The organism is Aeromonas sp. 62-46, assembly GCF_001898585.1.
Classification (GTDB): domain Bacteria; phylum Pseudomonadota; class Gammaproteobacteria; order Enterobacterales; family Aeromonadaceae; genus Aeromonas; species Aeromonas caviae.
The window spans coordinates 1-15,501 of record NZ_MKUI01000042.1 but is presented as its reverse complement, the minus strand read 5'-3'; the positions used below and the strand labels follow the sequence as shown (position 1 = coordinate 15,501).

Below are 15,501 nucleotides of genomic sequence, written 5' to 3'. Positions count from 1 at the left end.
TTGCTTCCTCGATGGGACAGAGCGACCAGCATCGCCAGTCAGGCTTCCGTTAACAAGGGCCTACTCTCTCATATTTCCCATGGAAAACGGGAGGCCCAAGCCTCCCGTTTGTGTGTTCACCCGTCAGCCCCTGTCAGGGGAAGATGTCAGGCGATGAGCTTGTCGTCGGCAAAGCCAAAGCCGCGCAGCCCCACCACATGCACATGCTCGTGCTTGCCCTGCACCTTGCGGATGAGCTTGTAGGTGGTGCCCTTCTCGGGGCTGATGTTCTCCGGCGCCGCGATGAGGAGCTGCATGTCCTGGCGCTCGCACAGCTCGAACAGGGTGGCGATGGATTTGCCATCAAGCCGCGCCGCTTCGTCCAGGAACAACAGGCGGCAGGGAGCGATGTCCTTGCCGCGCAGACGGCGGGACTCCTCCTCCCAGCTGATGAGCACCATGAGCAGGATGGCCTGACCGGTGCCGATCGCCTCGCCGGTGGAGAGGGCGCCGCTCTCGGCACGCAGCCAGCCGTCGGCCCCGCGCTGCACCTCGATCTCCAGCTCCAGGTAGTTGCGATAATCCAGCAGCACGTCCCCCATCACCTGATAGTTGCGCTCCCCCTGCTCCACCTGCGGATTGAGACGCTGGAAGAGCTTGGCCATGGCCTCGGAGAAGCTGAGCTCCTTGTCGGCGAAGAGATCGTTGTGCATGGCGCTCTGATCGGCGAGCGCGGTCAGGAGGCGAGTGTGGGCCTCGCGGATATTGACGTTGAGACGCACCCCGCGCACCAGACCGAAGGCGATGTTCTGCAGGCCCTGGTTCAATACCCGGATGCGGTTCTGCTCCCGGCGGATGATGTTGGTGATCTTGGCCGCCACCTCGTGGGAGGAGAGGGACAGATGGGTTTCCCGCTGCTTGAGCTCATCGGCGAGGCGCGCCAGCTCGATCTCCATCTCCTCGATGGCTTCCACCGGATCGTCCGAGCGGATGATGTCGTTGCGGATGCGATCTTTCAGGTAACGGTAGACCTGCACGTAGAAGGCGACCTTCTGCTCGGTGCTGCGGTTGCCTTCCGACAGACGCAGCGCATCGCGCAGGGCCTCGTCGTGGGCCACCGCCACCCGCAGGGCGCCGAGGGCCTTGTCCGACATGGAGCGCAGCTCGTCGCTGTCAAGATAAGCCAGCTCGCGCTTGTTCAGACGCTTCTCGACGTCGGTCTCCCGTGCCAGACGCACCACCCGCGACCAGCTTGCCTTGTGACCCACCAGGGATTTACGGGCGCTGTAGTAATCCTTGCCTTCGAGCTTGAGACGACCGCCAAGGGATTCGATTTCGCGCTTGCACACCTGCAACTGGGCTTCGGCGCTGGTGCGGCGGGTCCGGGTGCGGATAAGCAGCTCTTCAATCTCTTTCTTGTGGGCACGGGCCTTCTCTTCCATATCGTCAGAGAGGGTCAGGCCCATGGCCGCCAGCTCCTGCTCGAACTCCGCCAGGGTCTGCCCCTTGGCCGAGGCGCTGGAATCGAGCGCCGTGCGCAGTTGCAGCGCCTCGGTGTGGCGCTGGGTGATCTGCTTGTGCTGCTCACCGGCGGTGCGGGCGGCAAGCTCCGCCGCCCTGAGCTTCTCTTTGAGTCGCTCGCTCATCTCGGAGGCCTTGCCCAGCAGGTCTTGCGCATCCTGATAGGCAAAGTGCGGCAGACGGGCCACCAGCTGATCGAGGGCGTAGCAGCGGCGCTTCTGCGCGGCCAGCAGGTCGCTCACCTCGTCAAAGGCCGCCTGCAGGGCCGCCAGGTCCTGGGGATCCTGGCGCAGCACCTGCACCATGGTTTCCAGTTTTTCCAACGCCTTGCCGTGTTTGGCGATAAAGGCTTCGGCTATTTTAAGCGCCTCCACGTCGGCGTGAGCCGCCTCGAGGCGGGCCGCCAGGTCTGCCTCGGCAAACAGGTGGGCAAAGGGCAGCATCCCCTGCACCAGCTGGATATGGCGGGTCAGCTGGGCGGCGGCTGCTTTGGCATCACTCAGCTGCTTGTCGCACTCGGCGATGGTTTCTTGCAGCTTGCGCTGCTCGGCCTGTTTGGCCTGCACCTCGGCTTCGGGGTCCGGGCGGAAGGCGATATCCAGATGCTGGCCGATAAAGTCGCGAAAATGCCCGTAGAGACGGTGGTACTTCTGCTGCTCGAAGGCGGCCTTGGCATAGCCCTCGATGAGGTTTTCCCGCTCAAGATCGAGCTGCTCGATCCGTTTTTCCCGGGCGGCGCGGCCAAACAGCGGCAGCTCGGGGTAGCGGGAGAAGCGCACCTGACGCTTGCTGGTGCGCACCAGCACGGCGTCCCCCAGCTCATCCGCTTCCACCAGATCCTCGTCAAAGGAGTCTGGGTTGCCCTGGATGAGGTAGATATCTTCCGGGCAATCTTCCAGCTTTTTCAGCCGCTCGATGGCGCCTTCGAGGTCGAGCACCACCAGGGCGCTGCGAGCCGGGCCGTAGAGCGCGGAGTAGTAAGGGGCATCATCGATGGAGATGTCGTCATAGACGTCCGAGAGCAGCACGCCCCCCACCTGCTCGGCGATGCGGGCAAGACGGGGATCCGCCTCGCCGGCACCCAGCTGCAGGTTGCGAATTTGCAGCTCCAGCGCCTGTTTCTGGCCCTGAATGCGGTTGCTCTCCTGCTCAAACTCCCGCTCCTTGTCGAGCACGCTCTGCATGCCGGAAGAAAGCTCTTCGGCGGTGGCGAGCGGCAAACCGCTCTGCTCGCGCAGTTGCTCGAGTTTTTCAAAGGATTTGAGCCAGCGCGGGGCCAGCTTGGTCAGTTCCGCGATATCGCGGCCCAGCTGAGTGCCCTGATGCTCGAGGCTGGCGCGGCGCTGATTGGCCTCCGCCTGCTGATCGGAGAGCTCCTCCTGACGGGTGCGCTGGGCTTCGAGGAAGATCTCCAGCTCGTCCTGGCTGGCAATGTGCTGACCAGACGCCTGGGCCAGCTCGTCTCGCAGCCGCAAGAGCGTCTTCTGGCTTTCGCTCTCTTTCTCGAGGCGAGCCAGGGCGGCGCGCAGACCCTGCCCCTGGGCAATGCGGGCCTTATCTTCGATGTGGCGCTTGAGCAGCCCCTGCGCGGTGGGCCAGGCGGCCTCGCGCACTGTCTCGGGGGCGATGCTGAGCAGCAGCGCCAGCGCCGCTTCGTGTTCGGCCACCGCTGCCTTGGCCAGCGCCAACTGCTGCTCGGCCCCCAGCACCCGGCTGGTCAAGCTCTGCTCGGCTGCGCGGAACTGATGCAGGGTGTCGCTCGCCTGCGCAGGCTCGAGCCCCGGCAGTTCGCACTGCTCGCGGGCAGCCTCCAGCGCCTGCACCGCCTGACGGTACTGGATGGCGCGGGTCTGCTGGATATCGAGCGCCTGCTGGTAGTCGGCCAGCTGGGTCTTGAGGCTGTCCACCTCTGCCTGGGCCAGCTCCTTGCGCTCCTCCACTTCCAGCAACTGGCCGTGGATCTCTTCCACCACCGCCTGCTGCTGCTCGAGCTTGTCGTTGAGCTCCGCCAGATCGGCGTGATAGAGGGCAATCTTCTTTTGCAGCGCCACGGCCGCCATCACCTTGGCCAGGTGCTCGGCGGCGGACTCCAGCTCGTCGGTCAGGAGCTTCTCGCGGTTGGTGAGCTGATCCACCTCGTCCGCCAGATAGATGGCGCGCTGCTTCTCCTCGGCCAGCAGACGGCGTTTGCCGGCGAGCTCAGAGCGTGCCTTGAGGGCCAGCTCGGAGAGACGGCTCTTCTCGGCGGCGCCCCGCACATACTCCGCGGCCACATAGTGGGTGGTCTCGGTGATGAGATTCTTGAACAGATCCCGCTGACCTTGGGTCTCCTTGATGGCTTCCAGGGTGCGGCGGTTCTCGTAGATGGCCGCCTCCATGTCCTGGAACGCCTTGCGTACCCCGGAGTTCTCCGGCAGCAGGTATTCACGCAAGGAGCGGCTGATGGAAGACGAAATACCACCGTAAAGGGAGGCTTCGATCAGGCGATAGAACTTGCCGCGATCCTTTTGATCCCGCAACTTCTTCGGGGTGATGCCGAACTCGAACATGAAGTTGTGATAATCGGTCACCGTATTGAACTTGGCGACCTTGAGCGCCCCCAGCTCCGCTGCCGCCCCCTTCAGATCGGCGAAGGCACGTACCCGGCCCTTGCCGTCGTCGAGCTTCTCCAGCAGCAGATCCGTGGGCGCCAGGTGCTCGGGCACATCCACCAGGGCGAACGGGGTGATGTTGACCTTGTTGTCACGGTTGGCCACCTGCTCCAGGTGAACGCCGACCCAGATCCGCTGCTCGCGGCTGTTCATCACTTCCAGCAGCGAATAGCAGTGGCCACGCTGCAGCTTGCCGTAGAGCCCCTTGTCGCGGGAGGCACTGCTGGAACCCGCCTCCGTGGTATTACGGAAGTGAAGCAGTGACTGGTCGGGAATGAGGGCCGCGATAAAGGCCGCCATGGTGGTGGACTTGCCCGCGCCGTTGCCGCCGGACAGGGTCGTGACCAGCTGGTCGAGATCGAAGGTGCGGGCGAAGAAGCCGTTCCAGTTGACCATGGTCAGGGATTTGAATTTGCCTCTCACGCCACACTCTCCATCAAACCGGCCGACACCATCAGTGCCGGCACATTAACGTTGCAGATCATCTTCCACCTCCAGCTCCAGCTGCTCTTCGTCCAGATCCTCTTCGATATCCTCGAACAGGGAATCGCTGCTCGGCATCTCGTCGTCGTGGAAAATGGCCTCCCCTTCCTGGATCATCCGCAGTTGCACCGCGCGAGGATCCTCGTCGGAGCGCACATCGGCGGCGAAGCGGAACACGGATTCGTTGACCCGGAATTTGTCGCTGTTGCCAAGGGGGGTGATCATCCCGAGGCGCTTGAGGCGACGCATGGAGGTGCGGATCTTCTCGAGGAGTTTCTTCTTGTCCAGATCCGTGCCGCCGGAGCGGCTGTTGACCATGCGCAGCAGTTGCTTCTCGTCCGCCAGACTCAGCACCTCTTCTTGCAGCTCGCCCATGGCGAACACCCCTTCAGAGGCGAGGCGATCCGGGCTCAGGAACAGGTAGCAGAGCACCTTGCCCACCAGCATATCGAGCTCGGATAGCACTGTTGTTCCGATGTCGGCGCTCGGGCGCGGACGCAGGTAGAAGAAGCCTTCCGGCGCCTTGATGAGTTCCACCTGATAGCGGCCGTAGAAGATCTCCAGCTCCTGGTGGTACTCCACCAGGGCAGAGTGCTGCTCGAATTCGTCGGCACTGATGTGGCGACCGGAGCGCAGGGCGGTGTCGATGCGCGGAAACAAGGGGTTGGCGATGGCCTCTGCGAGGCGCAGGGGCAAGGGGAATTCAGTATTGATCGATGACATAGGCCTGAACCTTGGATCCAGCTTGGTTGATGGGTTTCCATGCGGGTTGGCGGTGGTGCTCGCGCTCACCGCTGGCATGGCCGAGACGCACGGCCTGATCGATCAGGAGGCGCGCCACGTCGAAGTGGGCATGGGCCGGGTAGTCCAGCAGGTATTCCCGCAGCACGTCGGCAAGATCCAGCCGATCTCCCTGCTCCGGATAGCGGGCCAGGTAGCGCTCGATGCGCTCCGCCAGCTCCTGGTTGATGTCCACCATCTCTACGTACTCCATCTCGAGGGGCACCTCGCCGGTCACCTCCTCGTCGTGGATGGCGATGGTTTCATCCCGCAGCTCCAGCAAACGGGGCTCTTCGGCCACCCGCAACAACCAGCTGTGCTGCTCGAAGTTGCGGATGGATTCCCGCAGCCGCTGGCTGAAGGCGCGGTTCTTGTCCATGTCGATAGCGTTGCGGATGAACTTGTGGACATGCCTGTCATAACGGGACCAGAGCTCGATGCACTGCTGGCCCCAGGCGGTGATGACGTCCAGACGCCCCTGCAGGGCGTGGGTCAGCTCTTCTACGTGGAACAGATCCTCACGCCCCTGGGCCGCTTCCTGAATGTTGAGCAGCCCCGCCTGCAGGCGGTGGCCGGCGGCGTCCAGGGTGTCCTGCAACTCGCGCAGGGTCTGGCCGGTCTCGTGCAGGAGCTTCTCGCAGCTGTGGATGGCATCGACCCAGTTCTGGGTCAGCAGGGCCGCGATCTCGCTCTTGACCTGGTTTTGCTGCTCGTCCATGGCGCGCTGGGTGAGATCGATGCGCCCGAGCGTCTCTTCCAGGGAGAAGGAGAGGCGCGGCAGCACCTCGGCGTCCCACTGCTCCCGGGTGTTGGTCTCGAGCGCCGCCTTGCGGGCGGTGTCGAGCTCGGCCGCCAGGTGCTCGAGCAGGATGGAGAGCTTGATGGAGTCTACCTGGCGCTGATCCATGAAGAAATCGACGATGCTCATGCCAAGGCGCGACAGGCGGTAGAGGCTCTCCCCCGCCACCATGTCGGTGGTGAAACGCGACAGCAGTTGCTGGCGAATGAGATCGTTGATGGCGTTGTTGGCGCGACCGGTGAGGGTCTCGTCCATCTGGCCGAAGGCACTGCTGACATAGCCAAAGGCATCGTGCAGCGCGGCCTCCGAGAGATCAGACTCGTCCTCGGAGAGCGTCTTGATCGCTATCAGAAAGGCCAGCCTGTCGGTGGGGAGGTTCAGCGCCAACCCCTCCTGTCTGACCCATCCCACCGTCTCTGGCAGGGTACGGGATGTACTCATCATGACGTTATCATCTCGTTGTTATAGTCGGCAGGTCTTTGCCTGCCGTGGTGATATAGGCCGGGGTCGGTGGCGCCCCGGCGGCTGGATCCCGCATCGTATTCACGCCGGTGGAGCTCAACCGGCCGGTTTCTGGGCCATCACATGGATGTAGCGCCCCAGGGAAACAAAGGGCTCCTGGCGGCAATATTGCTGTTCCATGGCCAGCAGGTCCTCGAACTTCTCGACCTGATCCTGCTTGTGGCGCATGTAGTCGTGGATGACACGCACCCCGGTCTTGCCGATGATCCGCAATCCCCCCCGGCCTATCCAGTCATAGACCTGCTCCGGCAACTGGGGATTGGTGGGTGTCAGGGCTGTCTGGCGTTTCTTGCGAAGGCCCAGGCGCACATAGTCAAAATTGCCCACCACCAGGCTCTGGAACAGGAGGCCGTGACGATTGTAAAAAAGCAGCGACAGTATGCCCCCTGCCTTGACGAAAGGGAACAGACCCAGCAAGGTCTGGCGCGGCTCGGCGAGCCACTCCAGTACCGCGTGACAGAGCACCAGATCGAAGGTGCCGGTCACCTGGTGCTTGAGATCCTGAATGGGGCAATGGATGAGACGAATTCTGTCTTCCAACCCCTTCTGGGCGATCTGCTCCCGGGCCAGATCCAGCATTTCTGCCGACAAATCGCACAGCTCCACCTGATGGCCCATGGCCGCCAGTTTCTGGGCGAAGTAGCCAAAGCCGCCGCCGGCATCCAGGATGCGCAGCGGCCGGTTGCCCAGGCGCGCCAGGCAGGCTTCGATGTCACTCCAGACAATGGTGGTGCGAATGCGCCCCTTGGTGGAGTCGTAAATGTTGCGAGCGAACTTGTCCGCGCGCCCGTCAAAACTCTGATCTTGCTTCAAGACACACTCATCTTCGACCGCCCCGCCATGAGGGCCGCAGGAGGAACCACACAGGATTGGGCCACAGGAAAAAAGAGGGGTATTCTGTCACATCCCGAATTTGCTGAAAACTCAAGGACGTGTCTGTCGTGTTCGAGCTCAACTTCTTTGTCATCAAGAAATGGCTGGGCCATCTGCTGATGCCGCTCCCCTTCTCTCTCTCCTTGTTGGTGCTGGCGCTCGTGCTGCTCTGGTTCACCCGCTTTCAAAAAAGCGGCAGGCTGCTGGCGACCCTCTCCTTGGTGATCATCGCCCTGATGGGGACGCGGCCGGTGAGCTACGAGCTGGCCCGCAGCCTGGAGCAGACCTATCCCCCCTTCGAGGTGAGTCAGCATCCTGACATCCAGGCCATCGTCGTGCTGGGCAACGGTCATGTGAGCGATCCGGCCATCCCAGAGCGCGCCTGGCAAAACAACATCTCCCTGGCGCGCACCCTGGAAGGGGTTCGCCTGGCCCTGGCCTATCCAGAGGCCGAGCTGGTATTCTCCGGTGCCGTGACCGGGGATCCCCTGTCGAACGCCGAGGTCAACGCCCGCATGGCGGCCAGCCTTGGCATCCCGCGTGCGCGCATGACGTTGTTTGAAAACAACAAAGACACCCATGACGAGGCGGTCAGCATCGCCGCCCACCTCAAGGGCAAGCGGGTGGCACTGGTGAGTTCGGCCACCCACCTGCCCCGGGCCATGGCTCTCTATCGCAGTCAGGGACTCGATGCGGTGCCGGCTCCCACCGATTACACCGCCAAGCAGAGTCAGGAGCCACAACCCCTCTACAGCTACCTCCCCAAGGGGCGTTATCTGATGTATTCCGAGGCTGCCATTCACGAGTGGATTGGGGTATGGTGGGCCCGTTTGCGTGGGCAGGTCACCGAGTGAGCAATCGCGCCTTGCATTCCTGATTTGGATCAGGAAAGCGAAAAAAAATTACGTCATTTGCCGCCGGGTCAGCTATCTTGGGCTCGGTTCAATTCATATAATGTTGCGCAATCAAATGCCTAGGAGATATAGAAGATGAGACAGCACCTGGTAATGGGTAACTGGAAACTGAACGGCACCAAGGCTTCTGTAGAAGCCCTGATCAAAGGACTGACCCCGGCCGCTGCCGCTCATCCTTCCGTGCAAGTGGCCGTCTGCCCGCCGGTTATCTTTTTGGGTCTGGTTGAACAGCTGACCGCTGGCAGCAAGATCGCCTACGGTGCCCAGAACGCCGACGTTCACGAGTCCGGCGCCTTCACCGGCGAAAACGCCCCCTCCATGCTCAAAGCCTTCGGCTGCACCTACTCCCTGGTCGGTCACAGCGAGCGTCGTACCCTGCACGCAGAGACCGACGACGTGGTGGCTGCCAAGTACGAAGCCATCCAGAAGGGCGGCCTGATCCCCGTGCTGTGCATCGGTGAAACCCTGGCCCAGTTCGAAGCCGGTACCACCAATCAGGTGGTCGAGACCCAGCTCAAGGCCGTGATCGATCGCTGCGGCATCGCCTCCTTCGAGAACGCCGTCATCGCTTACGAGCCGGTATGGGCCATCGGCACCGGCAAGACCGCCACCCCGGAGATCGCACAATCCGTGCATGCTCACATCCGTCAATACCTGGCCGGTTTTGATGCAGCCGTGGCTGCCAAGGTACAGATCCTGTACGGCGGCTCCGTGACTGGCGCCACCGCTGCCGACCTGTTCGGCCAGCCGGACATCGACGGTGGCCTGGTGGGTGGCGCGTCCCTGAAAGTGGACGACTTCTCCCAGATCATCGCTGGCGCCACCAAGTAAGCGCCAAGCAAAGAGGGGCCCCGCCCCTCTTTGCATATCGCTTTCCTATGGACCCTCTCGCCATAGGAAAGCCGATATAGTAAAAGCGGCCAGCCGTATTATTCAGAATCTTGATTTTCGACAACTCAGATCCAGAGGCACTCATGACCAAACAAATCAAACGTATTGGTGTTTTGACCAGTGGTGGTGACGCACCGGGTATGAACGCAGCCATCCGCGCCGTGGTGCGCGCCGGTCTGCATCATGGCCTGGAAGTTTATGGCATCTATGATGGCTACCTCGGTCTGCACCAGGACCGTATCGTCAAGCTCGAGCGTCACAGCGTTTCCGACGTCGTGAACCGTGGCGGTACATTCCTCGGCTCCGCCCGTTTCCCCGCCTTCAAGGATCCGAAAGTCCGTGCCGAAGCGGTCGAAAACCTGAAGAAACACGGCATCGACGCCCTGGTGGTCATCGGCGGTGACGGCTCCTACATGGGTGCCAAGAAGCTGACCGAAGAGGGCTTCCCCTGCATCGGCCTGCCGGGCACCATCGACAACGACATCGCCGGTACCGACTTCACCATCGGCTTTGACACCGCTCTGAACGTGGTGGTTGACGCCATCGACCGCCTGCGCGACACCTGCAGCTCCCACCACCGCATCTCCGTGGTCGAGATCATGGGCCGCCACTGCGGCGATCTGGCCATGTCTGCCGCCGTTGCCGGTGGTGCCGAATACGTGATCGTGCCGGAAGTGGCCTTCGACAAGGAGAAGCTGCTGCAACAGATCAAGGAAGGGGAAGCCAAGGGCAAGAAGCACGCCATCATCACCATCTGCGAGCACGTCACCGACGTCAACGCCCTGGCGAAAGACATCGAGGCCATGACCGGCCGCGAAACCCGCGCCACCATCCTGGGTCACATCCAGCGTGGCGGTTCTCCCACTGCCCGTGACCGTATCATGTCCAGCCGCATGGGTGCCTTCGCCGTCGAGCAACTGCTGGCGGGCCAGGGTGGCCGCTGCGTCGGCATTCAGGGCAACGAGATGGTGCACCACGACATCATCGACTGCATCGAGAACCTGAAGCGCCCGTTCAACCAGGAGCTGTACGATCTCTCCACCACCCTGTTCTAAGGGCTGTGGTCTGACAAAAAACCCTCCTCTGGAGGGTTTTTTTATGCGGGCTCCTCACCCCCTCCTCCCCCTGCGGGGGCCCGACTATCCACTGGCCACTGTCGCCATCTCTTACCCCTTGCCCGGCGGCCCTGAGCCTCTGACCCCAGAACCTTCTCCTTTACTTCTTTCCCCCGCTTTTCTGCTTGCTCACCTTGTTCGCGACGGGTCTGGATAAAGGCCTCGGTGCCGCAGAGCCACGGCCCTGCGCCAGGCCTCCCCTGCCCTTCATCCCATCACACTGGCGCCATATAGCCACCCGGGTGGGCCGACGATCTCTCCCGCTTCCCCTGCGCGCGGGCCCGGTGGCTCGTCCCCCCAAGAAAACAGCGAAAAACGGGGCTTCCGGCCACCCCAGGCCCCATGAAGATCGAACCTCCATTTTCCCACCTTCCCCCTTCCCTTCCATGCTCCTTTGACGGCCGTTTTGTCGTTTTTTCGTACTCTTTTTGCTCTCATCCTGTTTCGGATGAGCAGAAAATTGAGCCTTCATCGGATAACCCTGGCTGGCAACAGCCTTGCAGACTGAGGTTGGGGCACAAGTCGTGAGAAAACATGACATGGGATGACAAAACCTGGCCGACAGCCACCAACCTCCCTATGGCGACATCAATCGGCGCATCCCGCAGGCCATTTTGCTGCTGAAAAATGGAGATCACCACACAAACTCCAATCGGAACCACCAAAGAGAGCGTCATAAAATCAACATAACTCAATGTATTTAAAGGATTTATATGCATCCAATTTCACTGGCGTCACCATAAAATCCTTCCCAGGACAAAAAACGCCCTTAAACTTGGGAAAATGCAGTCATATTTCACCACAAAACCATTTTCGCCCCATAATTACATTTTTCGTTGTTTTATCGTTCTGTTGTGGTATCTTGGTTCCATCATGAGCCAACCAAGGGAGATAAAATCATGAAAGAGTTCGTAGTTACCGCCGTTTTCACCGTGTTTTTCACTCTGGTTGCCGTCTCCATGCCGTCGCTGGCACAGCTCTAAGTCAGTCAATCAGCCATCTGCCACCTCTACCACCAGAGGGGTGGTTCAAAAAACAGACTGCAACATGGGTTTTTGACGTGCTCTGGCAAAGGATGATGCCAAGCCATCATTGAGTGCGATCTGCGCACACAAAACGACCTCGTCGACATCCATGCCATCTTTCAAGGGGAGCCCGGGCTCCCCTTGTCGCATCTCCCCCTGCGGGATTTACTCTTGTCCCCCTGCCCGTCACAATGGCCGCTGGATTTGCCACGCAGGAACCACCATGACTCAGGATGCCTTGCGCCACTGGCGCCGCGACCTTCATCGTCACCCCGAAGCCGCCTGGTGTGAATTTCGCACCACCACCCTCATCGCCCAACACCTCAGTGAACTCGGTTTCTCCATCATGCTGGGGGATCAACTGCTCGCCAGCACCCTCATCATGGGACGGGAAATAGACGTCGAGGCCCAGAAGGCCCGTGCCCTGTACCAGGGGGCGCATCCGGAGTGGCTGACGCGGATCGACGCACTCACCGGCGTGATGGGACTCTGGGATAGCGGGCGCCCCGGCCCCACCCTGGCGTTTCGCTTCGATATCGATGCGGTGGAGGTCGAAGAGAGCCAGGAGGCGTCACACCTGCCCGGCCAGGGAGGCTGGCACTCCGCCAACCCGGGCTGGATGCACGCCTGTGCCCACGATGGTCACACCGCCATCGGGCTGGTGCTGGCCGAGCGGATCGCGGCCCTCGCCGATCGCCTCACTGGCCGCATCAAGCTCTTCTTCCAGCCGGCTGAAGAGGGCTGCCGAGGCGGCAAGGCGCTCGCGGCAGGGGGGCAGCTCGACGACGTGGACGCCCTGCTGGCTCTGCACATCGGCATTCACGCGAACAGTGGTGAGCTGGTGGTCAACCCCACCGAGTTTCTCTGTTCAACCAAATTCGACGTGGAGTTCATGGGGCAAGCCGCCCATGCGGGGCTCGAGCCCAACGCGGGCCACAATGCCCTGGCGGCGGCCTGCATGGCCACCACCGCCATGCTCGGCATTCCCCGCCATCGGGACGGCATGACCCGCATCAACGTTGGGCAGCTCAACGGCGGCAGTGGACGCAACGTCATCCCGGGCCATGCCCGCCTGATGGGGGAGACCCGTGGCGCGACGCCCGCCCTCAACGACTACATGTTCAATCAGGTGCAGCAGATTGTGGAGGGGGCGGCCCTGATGCAGGGCGCGACCTACCACATCCGCAAACAGGGGGAAGCGATCGGCATCGAGAACAGCCCAGCCCTCATCGAGGAAATCGTGCCTCTCGCACAGGGGATCTCCCTTGATACCATCCACACCCGCCGCTTCGGGGCCAGCGAGGATGCCGGTTTCCTCATCGAGAGGGTACAGCAGCACGGCGGCGAAGCCGCCTATCTCATCCTGGGAGCCAACCTCGCGGCCCCCCACCATCATCCGGAGTTCGACTTCGACGAAGCCGTGCTGGCCCCCGGAGTGGCCTTGCTGGAGGCCTGGCTGCTCGCCCGCCTCGGCCGCTAGCAGACGCCGGATGCAAACAAGGCAGCCCATGGGCTGCCTTGTTTTTTTACATCCTTGCGGGCATAGGGGACCTACTCTCCCAGCACGATCGCGCAGAGATGGGCGAAGTGGTGGATCTCGTGGGTCGCCTCGCACGGGCCTGTCTCCTGCCCCGGGTTGTACCAGCAGGTGGCAAGCCCCTGGGCGGCGGCACCGGCGATGTCGGTCTTGGGATTGTCCCCCACCATCAACACCCGCGCCGGGCTCGGCTGACCCATCTGCGCCAGGGCATGCTGGAAGATGGCCGCCGCCGGCTTGGTCACCTGCACCTCGTCAGAGATAACGAGAGGCTCAAACCAGCTGTTCCAGCCCAGTTTGTCGAGGCGCCCGCGCTGGGGCAGGCTGAAGCCGTTGGTGATGATCCCCATTCTGACCTTGCTCTTCAGGGCCTGCAGGGTCTCCTCCACCCCCTCCAGCGGCACGCTCAGGGCGATGATCTGCTGCAGGAAGGTCTCGTTCATCGCCATGGGCGCCACGTTGACCTGCTCGGCAAAGAGCGAAAAACGGGTCTTCTGCAGGTGGGTGGCGTCAATCTCCCCTGAGTTGTACTGCTGCCAGAGCCGCTGGTTGAGGGCATGGTACTCCGCCATCTTGGGGGGAGTCGGCGCCACGCCGTAGATCTGCAGGGTCCGCTCCAGCGCCCTGGCGACCGGAAAATCGAGCAGGGTTTCGTCCAGATCGAACAGCACCCAGTCATAGCTTGCTTGTTTCACGCTTGTCCTTATTGATTGTGCTTGGCCACGTCGTCATGCGTCGGGCGCACCCATCCCCAGAGGGCTGTCGAGCAGGGTCAGGGTCAGCCTGACACCAAAGCCGGTTACCTCGCTGCCCACCACGCCATTGCCCCCCTTGTTGCGAAAACCACTCAGGTCGAGGTGCAACCAGGGAAGCTCGGCGGGCACGAAGCGCGTGAGAAAACGGGCGGCATCGATGTGATCCGGGGAGGCGCCCGGCGCGCACTGTAACAGATCGGCCCACTCGCTATCGAGGTTGTCATCGTAATCCTCGTCCAGGGGGAAGGGCCAGACTCGCTCCCCGCTCTGCTGTCCCAGCGCTATCAGCGTGGTGAGCCACTCGGGGCGGTTGGTGAAGGCGCCGCTGTAACGGCTGCCGAGCGCCCGTTTGCAGGCGCCGGTCAGGGTGGCATAGTCGATCAGCAAGTCGGGTTTGTCCCCGGCCGCCAGGGTCAGGGCATCCGCCAGCACCATGCGACCCTCGGCGTCGGTGTCCACCACTTCGATGGTGGTGCCGTTGAGGGCGGTCACCACCTCACCGGGCCGGAAGGCCTGCGGGCCGATGTGGTTCTCGGCGATGGCGAGCCAGCAGTGCACCTCAATGGGGAGTTTCGCCCGGCTGATGGCCAACAACGTGCCAAGGGCCACCGCGCTGCCCCCCATGTCCAGGTGCATGCCATACATGCTGCCACCGACTTTCAGGTTGTAGCCACCGGAGTCGTGGCAGATCCCCTTGCCCACCAGCGCAACGCGGCGCACCGGGTTGGCCGGACAGTAACTGAGCCTGACGATGGCGGCCTGACCGTCCGCCGAACCACGGGCCACCGCCAGGAAGGCGCCAGCCCCCTTCTGTGCCAGGGTCGTCTCATCAAACTCCTGCCACTGCCACCCCTCCTGCTGCGCCAGCTCCCGGGCATAGGCCCGGTAATGACGGGCATTGAGCTCGGACGCTGGCAGCACCGCCAGGTGGCGAGCCAGACCATTACCTTCGGTTTCTGCGCTCAGGCGGGCCATGTCCAGCTCGCAAGGGGGGGAAAGTTGCAACTGCTGATAACCCGGTCTTGTCGCCTCACTCCGTTTCTGGGTCGGCAGGGTCACATCGGCGGCGAGCAGGCAGGCGAGCACCACCCTTGCCAGTTGGGCGCGATGCTCATCGTCAAAGCCCTCCAGATGGAGCGCCAGGTGCGTCGCCTTGAGGCCCGCCAGCGAGCCCACCCAGCTGCGCACCTGCTTGTAGAGCCGATGATCCAGGGCCGGGCGGGCATCCATGAAGATCACCCGTTGCAGCCCCTGACTATCGTCAAGGGAATAGGGGGCCTTCTGACCCAGGGCTATCTGGGTTGCCACGGCGGCAAAGGGAGGCGTCGCCAGCAGGGTATCGCGCGCTGAGTCGGCAATGAGCAGGAGTTTGACGGCAGTCGGCCCTGCCATTACCTCGGCGAGGGAGGTGTTCTGCATCGTGATTTGGGGAGAAGAATAGCTAAAATGGGTCATCACAGGGTGCGGCCTCATCCATGAACAGAAAGCAGGATGATACCGAACAAATGGCGAGAGGGATCGGAAAAACACACATTATTGTGTGCAAGCAACAGGTGCTGGAGGGAATCAGAGAGGTAATGCAGAAGAAAAGCAGTCAGAAGTTGGTTGCGGGGGCCGGATTTGAACCGACGACCTTCGGGTTATGAGCCCGACGAG

At 62.2% G+C, this 15,501-nt stretch carries 12 protein-coding genes; 5 read left to right on the top strand and 7 right to left on the bottom strand.

What is annotated here, in order from left to right; translation table 11 throughout:
* Positions 1-146: 146 nt before the first annotated feature.
* The 4 genes from mukB to cmoM all read right to left on the bottom strand — a co-directional run bounded on the left by mukB (position 147) and on the right by cmoM (position 7,548).
* Positions 147-4,574 carry a chromosome partition protein MukB gene (mukB, locus tag BGO64_RS13280; protein ID WP_286700815.1) on the bottom strand — a complete coding sequence of 1,476 codons (4,428 nt, stop codon included), beginning with the start codon at positions 4,572-4,574 and terminating at the stop codon, positions 147-149.
* A gap of 45 nt (positions 4,575-4,619) precedes the next feature.
* Positions 4,620-5,357: a chromosome partition protein MukE gene (gene mukE / locus BGO64_RS13275; RefSeq protein ID WP_029314572.1), complete on the bottom strand. Its 738-nt coding sequence runs from the start codon at positions 5,355-5,357 to the stop codon at positions 4,620-4,622.
* A complete protein-coding gene (gene mukF, locus BGO64_RS13270; protein WP_042863922.1) occupies positions 5,338-6,657 on the bottom strand; it encodes a chromosome partition protein MukF in 1,320 nt (439 codons plus the stop codon). Before mukF ends, mukE begins: the two co-directional genes overlap by 20 nt.
* 114 nt (positions 6,658-6,771) lie before the next feature.
* The gene (gene cmoM / locus BGO64_RS13265; RefSeq protein WP_039040723.1) at positions 6,772-7,548 is read right to left on the bottom strand and encodes a tRNA uridine 5-oxyacetic acid(34) methyltransferase CmoM; all 777 of its coding nucleotides are present in this window, start codon (positions 7,546-7,548) and stop codon (positions 6,772-6,774) included.
* Positions 7,549-7,676: 128 nt separating this feature from the next.
* Between cmoM and elyC the strand changes: the two genes are divergently transcribed.
* The 3 genes from elyC (at position 7,677) to pfkA (ending at position 10,468) form a co-directional block, all read left to right on the top strand.
* Positions 7,677-8,462 carry an envelope biogenesis factor ElyC gene (elyC, locus tag BGO64_RS13260; RefSeq protein ID WP_286700814.1) on the top strand — a complete coding sequence of 262 codons (786 nt, stop codon included), beginning with the start codon at positions 7,677-7,679 and terminating at the stop codon, positions 8,460-8,462.
* Between the two features lie 135 nt (positions 8,463-8,597).
* Positions 8,598-9,353, top strand: a complete 756-nt coding sequence (gene tpiA / locus BGO64_RS13255) for a triose-phosphate isomerase (RefSeq protein ID WP_286700813.1) — start codon at positions 8,598-8,600, stop codon at positions 9,351-9,353.
* Between the two features lie 143 nt (positions 9,354-9,496).
* A complete protein-coding gene (gene pfkA / locus BGO64_RS13250; protein ID WP_010674852.1) occupies positions 9,497-10,468 on the top strand; it encodes a 6-phosphofructokinase in 972 nt (323 codons plus the stop codon).
* A 494-nt stretch (positions 10,469-10,962) separates the two neighbouring features.
* Here the strand turns inward: pfkA and BGO64_RS13245 are convergent, their stop codons facing one another.
* Complete coding sequence (locus BGO64_RS13245; protein WP_286700812.1) at positions 10,963-11,247, bottom strand: hypothetical protein; 285 nt, start codon at positions 11,245-11,247, stop codon at positions 10,963-10,965.
* A 529-nt stretch (positions 11,248-11,776) separates the two neighbouring features.
* On the opposite strand from BGO64_RS13245, the gene BGO64_RS13240 reads away from it, so the two are divergent.
* A complete protein-coding gene (locus BGO64_RS13240) occupies positions 11,777-13,033 on the top strand; it encodes an amidohydrolase (RefSeq protein ID WP_286700811.1) in 1,257 nt (418 codons plus the stop codon).
* Positions 13,034-13,104: 71 nt separating this feature from the next.
* Here the strand turns inward: BGO64_RS13240 and yjjG are convergent, their stop codons facing one another.
* Both yjjG and BGO64_RS13230 read right to left on the bottom strand, forming a co-directional pair.
* Complete coding sequence (gene yjjG, locus BGO64_RS13235) at positions 13,105-13,785, bottom strand: pyrimidine 5'-nucleotidase (protein WP_286700810.1); 681 nt, start codon at positions 13,783-13,785, stop codon at positions 13,105-13,107.
* Between the two features lie 33 nt (positions 13,786-13,818).
* Positions 13,819-15,303 carry a M17 family metallopeptidase gene (locus BGO64_RS13230; RefSeq protein WP_286700809.1) on the bottom strand — a complete coding sequence of 495 codons (1,485 nt, stop codon included), beginning with the start codon at positions 15,301-15,303 and terminating at the stop codon, positions 13,819-13,821.
* Between the two features lie 17 nt (positions 15,304-15,320).
* On the opposite strand from BGO64_RS13230, the gene BGO64_RS13225 reads away from it, so the two are divergent.
* Complete coding sequence (locus BGO64_RS13225; RefSeq protein ID WP_286700808.1) at positions 15,321-15,491, top strand: hypothetical protein; 171 nt, start codon at positions 15,321-15,323, stop codon at positions 15,489-15,491.
* Positions 15,492-15,501 lie beyond the last annotated feature (10 nt).

Bases quoted from the DNA above. Each gene is read 5' to 3' on its own strand.
- pfkA (WP_010674852.1), top strand. From the start codon at position 9,497: ATGACCAAACAAATCAAACGTATTGGTGTTTTGACCAGTGGTGGTGAC.
- BGO64_RS13240 (WP_286700811.1), top strand. From the start codon at position 11,777: ATGACTCAGGATGCCTTGCGCCACTGGCGCCGCGACCTTCATCGTCAC.
- BGO64_RS13225 (WP_286700808.1), top strand. From the start codon at position 15,321: ATGAACAGAAAGCAGGATGATACCGAACAAATGGCGAGAGGGATCGGA.
- mukE (WP_029314572.1), bottom strand. From the start codon at position 5,357: ATGTCATCGATCAATACTGAATTCCCCTTGCCCCTGCGCCTCGCAGAG.
- tpiA (WP_286700813.1), top strand. From the start codon at position 8,598: ATGAGACAGCACCTGGTAATGGGTAACTGGAAACTGAACGGCACCAAG.
- BGO64_RS13245 (WP_286700812.1), bottom strand. From the start codon at position 11,247: ATGCATATAAATCCTTTAAATACATTGAGTTATGTTGATTTTATGACG.
- mukF (WP_042863922.1), bottom strand. From the start codon at position 6,657: ATGATGAGTACATCCCGTACCCTGCCAGAGACGGTGGGATGGGTCAGA.